This window comes from Streptomyces sp. NPDC051740, from assembly GCF_044453165.1.
Taxonomy (GTDB): Bacteria; Actinomycetota; Actinomycetes; order Streptomycetales; family Streptomycetaceae; genus Streptomyces; species Streptomyces atrovirens.
Genome location: NZ_JBITCL010000001.1, coordinates 407,021 through 415,862, shown reverse-complemented (window position 1 = coordinate 415,862; position 8,842 = coordinate 407,021). Strand labels below are relative to the sequence as shown.

The window sequence follows — 8,842 nt, the reverse complement described above, 5'->3', positions numbered from 1 at the left end:
AGGTTGTGCGCGGGCCCGCGGGCGCGGGCGGGGGGGGGGGCGCGCCCGCCGCCCCCCCCCCCCCCCCCCCCCCCCCCCCCCCCCCCCCCCCCCCCAGGGCCGGGACCTACTGGAGCAGGCCCGACAACATGGACTGGTTGTTCAGGATTCTTCCGCCGTAGGAGCGCGCTCCCGGGTCGGTGGCCCAGTAGGACTCCCCGCCCTTGTACCAGGCACCCACGTTCTCGATGTCACCGGCCGTGAAGTCGGCGGCACCGGTACCGGGGGCGATCGTGTCCCGGCCCTGGGACAGATACCTGGCGGCCATGAAGATGTTCTGGACGTTGTCCTCGAGCGACCCCCGGATCTCGCTGCGCTGGTACCCGGTGAGGTCCTGCGGATCGTATCCGAGCAGTTCCGCCCCGAGATCGATCTGCATGCTGAGGTTGCCGAAGGACGCGTCGTCGCCGTTCAGCAGGCTGCCCCCGAGGTCGAAGACCGGCGGGTCGCCGGACACCTCCTCGTAGGCCACGCCCGCCAGCAGGGTGGCGGGAATGTCGTACTTGGCCGCGGCGGCGGTGAGGGTGTCACCGTACGCCTCGACGAAGGCGCCCTTGTGCTTGTTCTGGTCCTCCTTGACACCGCCGAAGATGAAGTCCGGGAGCTGGGCGATCGCGTCCCAGTTGCTCCAGACGTCGAGATCCTTCTCGGTCCCGTAGTCGTCGGACAGCCCCATCAGCAGCAGGTGTTCCACGGTCAGCTGCTTGGTGGACGTGCTGCACGCCGGCGGGCATCCGGCGCCGATGGTGACCAGCGTCGAGTCGGCCGCGGGGGTCGAGGGACCCTCGTAGCCGACGTCCCAGCCACCCGCGTCGTTCATCCGGCAGGTGTAGCCGGACTCGTTGCACTCGACCGGACGGTGACCGTCGTACTCGACGAACGAGGACGGGTTGCCGCCCGCGAACGCGTACCGGTTGCCGGTGAACGGATCCATGCCCAGGCCCATGTCGGCGAGGGCGCCGTTGTACATGTCCCGGCTGGTGAAGCGGTTCAGCCCCGGGCTGTAGTTGCGGAAGCCCATGTCGTAGGTGCCGGACTGGGCGTCCCAGCGCTTGGCGTTGAAGCGGTAGGGGTTGTACGCCTCCTTCGTCGGGTCGCCCGCGTCGGGCTTGTCGACGCCGGTGAACTCGGACTCGTCGTCCTTGCCGTAGGCGGTGTACCCGTAGGTCGCCTTGGTGTCACCGTTCTGGTCGGTCACCGTCTCGACGTCGGTGTGGCTGTTGTAGCCGTAGTAGCCGTCCTCGGCCGTACCGTCCGTGTTGTGCTTGACCTGGGACAGGCGCTCACCCCACGGGCTGTACTGGTACGACTTGGTCAGCGCACCGGAGACCTCCTCGTTCAGCACCTCGTCGGACATGCCGAGGTAGGTGAAGTCGGTGGTCTTGCCGTCCGCGGTCTTGGACGCGGTGCGGTCCAGCGGGTCGAAGGTGTACTTCGTCGTCTTCAGCGCGCCGCCGTCGTCCATCTTCTGGGACTCGATGACGTGGTCGAAGCCGTCGTACACGCTCCGCTCGACGACCTGGTTGCCCGAGGTCACCGACTCCTGCCGACCGAACGGGTCGTAGTTGTAGTTCGCCGTCGAGCCGCCGGCGGTGGCGCTCAGCAAGCGGTTGCGGTCGTAGTCGAAGGTGCTCGTGGTGCCGTCGACGGTCTGGGTGATGACATTGGCGTTCGCGTCGTGGACGTACGTCTCCGTCCCCGCGCCGTTGCCCGTCTTGACCGATTCCTTCAGCCGGTCGGCCGGGTCGTAGCCGAAGTTCGTGGTCGACTCGAGGTAGGCCGTGTGGCTGTCGGCGTTCATCTTCTTCGCCACGTCCTGCGCCTTGTTGCCGTTGGCGTCGTAGGCGTAGGTGTGGGAGGAGACGAGGGTGCCGTTGGACTTCTTCTCGGTCGTCGACTTCAGGGCCGCGTTCCGGTAATAGGTGTAGTCGACGGTGTTGCCGTTGGCCTTGGTCTCCTTCAGTTTCAGACCGCGGTCGGTGTACGCGTACGACGTGACCTTCGGCGAGGCGTCCGTGGCCGTCTTGCCGACCGACACCGTCTTGACCAGCTCGCGCAGGTCGTAGGTGTACCTGGAGAACTGGTCGGGATGGGTGACGGTCTCGGGTTGGCCGTTGGCGTCGTAGGTGTACGACGTGGTCTTCTTCTCGGTCCCGGCGAGCGCCTCGGTGACCTTCTGGACCTGGTTGAGGCCGGTGTAGGTGACCGTGTAGGCGTCGATCTCCGCCGTCGACGACGTGTCGTCGATCTTGGTCAGGTTGCCGTTGAGGTCGTAGGTGTAGGCGAAGTCGTTCTTCTCCGTGTCCGCCGGCTCACCGGCGGTGCTGCGGACGAGCTTCACACCGTCGGCCACCACGGTGCCGCCGCTGTTCTGGAAGAGCTGGAGCTTGGACGCGTTGCCCTGCTTGAAGGCATAGGAGCCCAGCGATACCCAGCTGCCCTGGTTGGCGGCGGCGTTCTGGTCGATGACCTTGTCCGCCGTGCCCGTGGAGTGGGTGACCGTGTACTTCGCGGTGGTCGCGGCCCCGGTGACCTTCGGGAGCTTCACGTACGCCGTGTAGGTGCCGTCCTTCGGGACGTTCAGCGTCCAGGTGAACGCGTCCGTGCCGGTGCCCGCCGCGTGGGTGCGGTGGTCGTAGCCGTGCTGGCCGGTGGCCGATCCCTTCGTCCAGTTGCCGGTCGCGGCGGTGTTCTGGGTGTCGGAGTTGTCGACGAGCGCCACCGACAGACCGACGGGCACACCGTCGTCCGAGCGGGACTTCACCGAGCCGTCCGGGTAGTACGACCACGTCATCGTGCGGTTGGAGGAACCGCCCGCCGACGTCAGCGTGCGCTTGGTCTGCTGGCCGACGTCGTTGTAGCCGTAGGCGGTTGAGATGTCCCACGGATCGGTGGAGGACTCCACCCAGCCGTTGTCGAAGTACGAGTAGGTCGTGTCGTTGCGGACCGTCTCACCCTCCGACGGCGGCAGCGAGGTCTTCGCCACCATGCCGACCTTGTCGTACACGGTCTCTGTGTAGACGTTCGGGTCGTTGTAGCGGGAGTCCGCCGGGTCGTACGGCTGGTACTGCTTCACCGGACGGTTCATCGCGTCGTACTCGGTGCGCGAGGTGAACGCCGTGGTCGTACCGGCCGCGACAGCCCGCGGGCTGATCACCTTGGTGACATTGCCGATCTGGTCGTACTCGTACTTCGTCGACCGTGTCGTGGTGCCCTCGTACGGGACCGTGACCTCGGTCTGCTTGCCGCGCTCGTCGTAGGTGACGGTCACGGTGTTGTTCTCCGCGTCCGTGGTGGAGACGACCAGCGAGTCCTTGTCGTAGGACGTCTTCGTCGTCTTGCCGGCCGCGTCCGTGACGGCGGTGACCCGGTGGTTCAGGTCGTAGGCCGTCTTGGTGGTGTAGTCGGTCGTGTCCGCGGTCGCGTTCTTCTTGGGGTCGATGACCGTGACCACGTTGCCGACGTCGTCGTACTCGTAACCGACCTTCTGGCCCGCCGAGTTCACCACGGAGGCGAGCTGGTAGACCTCGTTGTAGTGGTTGGTGGTGACGTAGTCGGTCGTGTCCGTCGTCGTCGCCGTGCCCTTGGGCTCCGTCGTCGTCTTCAGGTGGCCGACCCGGTCGTAGGTGTACGTCGTGGTGCGCGGGTCCGTGAGGTTGTTCGCCGGAGCGGTCGCCGAGACGACCTGGTCCGCGTCGTCGTACACCGCCGTGGACACGGCACCGTTGGGCGACGTCGACTTGGTGACGTTGTCGTTGGCGTCGTACTCCGGTGCCGGAGTGGTGATCAGCTCGCCGACGGCCTGCTTCTTCGGCACCGTGCTGACCAGCGGGCGTCCGTAGACGTCGTAGGTCTGCGTGGTCACCTTCTCGTTGGCGTCGGTGACCTTGGTGACCTGGCCGCGGTCGTCGTAGACGAAGTCCGTCGGGTTGTTCAGCGCGTCGGTGATGCGACTGGGGTAACCGTTGGCGCCGAAGCCGGAGTAGGTCGTCGGGTTGCCGTTGGCGTCGGTCGCCTTGGTGAGCCGGCCGTAGGAGTCGTACTCGTACGTCGTGGTGTAGTCGTCCGCCGTCGCCGTCGAGACGCCCTTGGGGTCGGTGACCGTCTTCAGGTTGCCGAAGGCGTCATAGCCGAACCGCCACTCACGGCCCTCCGGGGAGGTCTTGGTGGACAGGTCGGCGGCGTAGCCGTCGGCGCGGGTCTGGTAGCCGTACCGCTGCGCGTCGGCCGGGTAGGTGCCCGGAGCGCAGTCCGAGGCGTCCGGGACACCGGACTTGTTGTTCTCGGCGTCGCGCGACCAGAGCGGGTAGCCGGTCTTCTGGTCGTAGCAGTACGCCGTCCTGGCGCCGTTGGCTTCTTCCAGGTAGGTGACGTTGTTGTCCGCGTCCCAGCTCATCTTCGTGGTCTGGGACTTGGCGTTGGTCGTCTGGACCGGGCGGCCGAAGTCGTCCGCCACGTAGGAGGTGGTGTGCGACTCGGCGTCCGTCACCTGGGCGTCGGTGAACTTCGTGTTCGCCGTGTTCGCCGCGTACGTGAACCCGGTCGGCCCGTCCAGCCGGTCGGTGATGGTCTTGGTCCACCAGTGGTACTTCGGGTCGTCACCGGCGGACGGCTCGTTGTACGCCAGCTTCGTGGCGTTGCCGCGCGGGTCGTCGACCTGGACCAGTTTGACGTTCTTGTTGCCCTGTGTGGCGTCGTACGTGAAGGCGAAGACCTTCGGCCGGTCCGAGCCCGCGCCGTCGGTCATCTTCGTCATCAGGCCCTTGTCCGAGTACTCGAACGTGAGCTTGCGGCCCGAGATGTCGGTGACCGACTGGATGTGGTCCTCGATCTTCGGGCCGGCCGCCTCGGCCTTGTCGTAGTAGTCGACGGTGAGCGACTGCCGGCCGGCCGGGTCGGTGATGTACCGGAGGAACTTGGTCGGCTTGTTGTTGGACTTGCGTTCCTCGTACGTGAACGTCTGCGTGTTGCCGTTCTTGTCGACCGCGGACGTCAGGTAGCCGTCGCAGCCGAAGAGGAAGCGGGTGCCGTCGGGGCGGGTGAGCGTCCAGGCGTCCGGGACGGGGTCCTTGGCCGGGGTGCAGTCCAGGCCCGGCTTCATCGACACCTGGTAGTGGACGCCCGCGGGGGCCTTCCACGTGCCGTCGTCCTGCTTGCGGAAGACGTGCGTGGTGCCGTCGCCGTCCGGGAGGCGGATCTCGGTGGGGTGCGGGTTGGGGTGGAGGTCCAGCGGCGCGCCCAGCCGGACCGGGCCCGACGACTGGAACGACCAGCCGTGCCCGGAGACCGTGTCCGAGGTGTCCAGCGAGTTGTACGCCACCCGGAAGAACGTGTTCAGACCCCGGCCGGGGTTGGTGAACGCGTTGTACTGCCACACGCTGTTGCCGGCCGCCAGGTTGTTCATCACCGTGGAGCCGGCGCCGGTGTTCTTGCCGGTGTAGGAGTAGAACTTCTCCAGGCCGAGCTGGTTGGAGGTCGGGTCCTCCACGGCCACGTTCTGGGTGAGGCCGGTGACCTCCGCCGCCGTACCGGCCGCGTCCTGGACCTCCCAGGTCAGCGCGTACTCGGTGCGCTTGTTGCCGGAGTCGGAGTTGATCGGCGTCCTGACCTGCGCGGGGAGGGTGACGGAGGCGCCGGGGGCGAGGTCGTTCGGCAGCGCCGTGCGGACCTGGTTGCCGCCGGTGGTGGCGTCCGTGCCGTCCGGCAGGGACCACCGGTAGGTCAGCTCGTGACCGGCCGGCGTCCACGGCTGGTCGGTGGTGTTGGTGAGGGTGACGTCGACGGTGTAGGCGGAGTTGGGCGTCATCCGGGCCGGTGTGCCCGGCGCGTAGTACGTCGACTCCGGGGTCTCGTCCACGTAGGTGACGACGAGCTTGGGCCGCAGCCGCTGCTCGGGCGCCTCCGAGGACAGGAAGACCGAGCGTTCCTGCGCGGCCGTCTCGTCGGCCGTCCTGATGGCGACCCCGTGCGCGGCGGCCGGGTCGGTCACCCAGCCCTGGGCGAGGGAGGTGACGTCCCAGTCGTGGCGGGCCGGGTCGTTGCTCATCGCGCCGACGTCGGAGACCACCGCGCCGAGGTCACCGCCGGGCGTGGTCCAGGCGGTGGCGGAGGTGGCCTTGTTCCAGGTCGCGCTCTCGTCGAAGTCCCGGGTGAGGGGGCGCAGTTCGTAGACCGCTCCCTCGGCGCTCCGCGTCGACTGGGTGCCCCAGAGGCGGACGGTGGCCTGGAGGACGCGCGAGGACGCGGGGACCCCGAGGTCGCCGAAGTCCAGCAGGGCGCGGGTGTCGCCGTAGGTGGTGGAGTTGTTGCCGACCGTCAGCCACGGCTGCGGCCCGTACTCGTCGAACGTGTCGTGGGCGGCCGTCGGCTGCGCCGAGGAGAGGCTGGTGTCCTGGCCGGCCGTGATCACCTTCGTGGTGCGGCCCGCCTTCGGCAGCCGTACGAGCTGGGTGGGCGAGCCGATGACCTGCCCGTCCTTCGTCTTCACCGCGACCATGTAGTAGTAGGCGCGGCCGAACGGGTCGGCGCTGTCCGCCGGGGTGGGCACCGCCGTGGTGTCGGTGAAGGCGTTCGCCGACCCGTCCACGGGGGCCACCAGCGTCGCCGCCGACGGCGTGAACGACTGGTAGACGGAGCGGTGGACCTGGTACTCGGCCAGGTCGTCACCGGTGGAGCCGGTGTCCGGGTCCTGGTAGTCGGGCCAGTGCAGCTCCGCGCCCGTCGCGTGGATCACGGACGGGGAGTCGAGGGCCACGCCCTGCCGCCCGAAGGTCAGCACCAGGCGCGGGTAGTTGGCGCTCTCGCCGCCGTAGCCGAACTCGCTGCCCTCGTAGCGGGGCCCGCCCTTGGGGGCGCCGGCGCTCTCGTCGCCTGCCTTGACCACGAAGCCGTGGTTGTCGTAGGTGCCGTCGATCCACTGCTGGACGGTCTTCGTCACCGGGAACGAGTGCCAGGTGCTCACCTCGCCCGGCTTCTTGGTGACGGTCCCGCCCTTGGTGAAGCGCACGGCGTCCGCGACGACCGCGGTGGACGTCGAGGCCGGCGCGTCACCCAGGACGACCTTGCCGACCGTGCCCGCCTTGAACGGGTGCGAGCCCAGCGGCTTCCACACCCCGCCGGTGCCGGCGCTCTGGTCGACGGTGTACTGCTTCGCCCCGCCGGAGTACGTCACCGTGTACGGCGCGTTGGTCGCCCGGTCGACGGCGGGCACGCTGTGCACGTCGACCTGGTAGGTGCCGTCCTCCGGCAGGCTCGGCTGCCAGGTGTACGTGTCACCCGCCACCGCGTCCTTGTTGTACAGGTAGTCCCGGTTGACCGCGTGCTGCGTGTACGTGGTGTTCCCCGACGCCGGCCACGAGCCCACCGCCGCGGTGCGGCCCGTGTCCCCGTCGTCGACGACGACGGACGTGCCGGACAGCTCACCGGTGATGCCCTGGGCGTTGTCCCAGGTGGCCGTCGCCTCGCTCCACTCCTGGGTGGCCCGGTGCGCCTCCAGGCGCACCTCGTCACCGGAGGTGGTGTGCGTCTGGTCGTAGTACAGCTTCAGGTCCGCCGAGTCCACGCGCGTCCCGGCCGGTATCTGGGACAGCGGGAACCGCAGCAGGGCGCGCGAGGAGCCGGTGCTGGTGTTGCCGACCGACAGCCGCCAGTTGTCGTCGTAGTTCGACGCCGGGCCGTCCGAGGAGATCATCACGTCCTGCGCCGTCGTCGGCGTCGGCGCGATCTCGATCGTCGGGTCGACCGTGACGGGGTACTGGCGTTCCTTCGCGGCCAGCCACTTCGCGTCCGGTGTGACGGTCAGCGTCCAGCCGTCCCCGGCCTTGGCGAGCCGCTGCTCCACCTCGGTGCTGTACTTGGTGCCGTACGGCGACGAGGCGTCCTTCTTCGAGTCCGTCATGAACCCGGCCGGGATCACCAGCACGGGGTCGGCGGACTCGCCGAAGAAGCGGACCGAACCGTCCTCGCCCTGCTTCGGCGTGAGCCCGTCCACGTCCAGGGTGAACGTGAACTTCACCGGCCCGGAAGGCCGTTCGTCCAGGACGATGTTCTCCTTGACGCGCCCGGCGCCCACCTCGTAGGCGAGGTCCGCGCCGTCGATCGCGTCCTTGTACGTGACCGTGCTGCCCTCGGCCGTCGGCTTCAGCGCGTCCGCGCCGGTCAGGCCCATCGTCACCGACCGGCCCTCGCCGGCCTCCACCCGCAGCAGCTTCCCGGCGTCCGAACCGAACCGGCTGTGCAGCGTGTTCGTCGTGTTCGCGAAGTCGAAGCCCTTCGCCTCCGACGCCTCGACCGACGTGTCGATCGGCTTCCACGCGGCCTTCCTGCCCGTACCGTCCCGGTAGGACGTCGGCACCGCCGACAGCTCCACCTCGGTACGGCCGTCGGACATCCGCCAGTACCGGGCGTTCGCCGTCCGCCGGCCGGTCAGTTCCTCGACCCGCTTCGCCTTCGGCGCGTTCTTTCCCTTGGGCAGTTTCTGCCGGTCCGCGATTCCACGCTCACCGTACGACGGGGGGTCGGGGTTCTTCTCGTCGTCGTCCCCGAACCAGTCGGTGACGCTGTCGAAGAACCCCTTTTCATCGCCCTTTCCGGGCTCCGACGGCGGGGCCGCGTACGCGACCTGCGGCAAGAGCGTTCCCGCTGTCGCCGCCACCACCAGACAGGAGAGATATCTCCTGTACGGCACCTTCACGTCATGACCTTTCGACATCGGCGGCCTGTCCCGCCGAACGCGAAATGGGCACGCCGAACGAGCCGTTGCGGAGAATTCCGAACGGCGGCCGGATTATTGATCAATTGACTG

At 68.3% G+C, this 8,842-nt stretch carries 1 protein-coding gene; it reads right to left on the bottom strand.

Features of this window, described 5'->3' with window-relative positions:
• Positions 1-106 precede the first annotated feature (106 nt).
• Positions 107-8,749 (bottom strand): DNRLRE domain-containing protein, encoded by an 8,643-nt coding sequence (locus ACIA6T_RS01995; RefSeq protein ID WP_399444602.1) that lies wholly within the window; start codon positions 8,747-8,749, stop codon positions 107-109.
• Positions 8,750-8,842: the final 93 nt, after the last annotated feature.